This is a genomic window from Paenibacillus roseus (genome assembly GCF_016424485.1).
Classification (GTDB): Bacteria; Bacillota; Bacilli; order Paenibacillales; family Paenibacillaceae; genus Paenibacillus_D; species Paenibacillus_D roseus.
Map to the genome: position 1 here is coordinate 1 of NZ_JAELUP010000085.1, position 1,106 is coordinate 1,106.

Consider the following 1,106-nt stretch of genomic DNA (forward strand, 5'->3'; position numbering starts at 1 on the left):
ATAATTGGCTTATTGCAAAAATGAGATATCTTTTCATTGATTGGTTTTTTAGAGCTCCTATAAATAATTTAAATGATCTTATTTATTTAGGAGTATTATTTATTATAATACAAAGTTTAATTTTTATATTATAATAAATAATGAAATTTGATTTTATATTCTTTAAAACGAAAGTTTGGTACACAAAAAATAAAAGAAGGAGAAATGGCTGAGTGGTTTAAAGCAATACATTGCTAATGTATCAATACTTTATTGTATTCGAGGGTTCGAATCCCTCTTTCTCCTTCCTTTCTCTAAATTTTAAATAGGTTTATTAGGGCTTATCGTCTAATGGATAGGACAAAAACCTTCTAAGTTTTTAATGTAGGTTCAATTCCTACTAAGCCCAGCCTATTTAACTCAAAGGTAGAGTATCGGTTTTGTAAACCGAAGGTTATCGGTTCAAGTCCGATAATAGGCTAATTTCTTTTTTTCCTCAATAGCTCAATGGTAGAGCAGTCGGCTGTTAACCGATGTATATAGGTTCAATTCCTATTTGGGGAGAATTATTGTAGAGTGGAGCAGTTAGGAAGCTCGTGAGGCTCATAATCTCAAGGTCACAGGTTCAAATCCTGTCTCTACAAAAAGTAAGGGGTTGTAGTTCAATGGTAAGAGCACCGCCTTGTCACGGCGGAAGTTGCGGGTTCAAGTCCCGTCAATCCCGAAATGCATCTATGGCAGAGTGGTCGATTGCACCGCACTCATAATGCGGATCTGTATAGACGTCGTTGGTTCGAATCCAACTGGATGCTTTAATTCATTAAATATAACTCAAAATCTTTTATAAATAAGCCTTTGTGACGAAATTGGTAGACGTGTCAGTCTTAGGAACTGAAGCTGAGAAGCGTGCCGGTTCGAATCCGGCCAAAGGCAATCTGAAAACTATCGTACTTTATGGGGTTATTTATTTTAAAGCAGAAGTTTTCTCTACTTTTAAAATTTATTTAGAATAATACTCTAAAATACTTCTGTTATCAATTTCCAAATAATTATTAAAATTTCTTTGTAAAATACGATAAAAATTATATTTTATAGGTAATATTTGTCTATTTAATTTTATTTTACCA

The 1,106-nt window shown here is 32.9% G+C and carries 8 tRNA genes; all 8 read left to right on the forward strand.

Annotated elements, in window-relative coordinates:
• Positions 1-198 precede the first annotated feature (198 nt).
• The 8 genes from JFN88_RS15455 to JFN88_RS15490 all read left to right on the forward strand — a co-directional run bounded on the left by JFN88_RS15455 (position 199) and on the right by JFN88_RS15490 (position 912).
• A tRNA-Ser gene (locus JFN88_RS15455) sits at positions 199-285 on the forward strand.
• A gap of 31 nt (positions 286-316) precedes the next feature.
• Positions 317-388, forward strand: a tRNA-Arg gene (locus JFN88_RS15460).
• A tRNA-Thr gene (locus JFN88_RS15465) sits at positions 389-460 on the forward strand.
• A 12-nt stretch (positions 461-472) separates the two neighbouring features.
• A tRNA-Asn gene (locus tag JFN88_RS15470) sits at positions 473-543 on the forward strand.
• Positions 544-549: 6 nt separating this feature from the next.
• Positions 550-623, forward strand: a tRNA-Met gene (locus JFN88_RS15475).
• Positions 624-630: 7 nt separating this feature from the next.
• A tRNA-Asp gene (locus tag JFN88_RS15480) sits at positions 631-703 on the forward strand.
• A 4-nt stretch (positions 704-707) separates the two neighbouring features.
• Positions 708-791, forward strand: a tRNA-Ile gene (locus JFN88_RS15485).
• A 39-nt stretch (positions 792-830) separates the two neighbouring features.
• A tRNA-Leu gene (locus tag JFN88_RS15490) sits at positions 831-912 on the forward strand.
• Positions 913-1,106 lie beyond the last annotated feature (194 nt).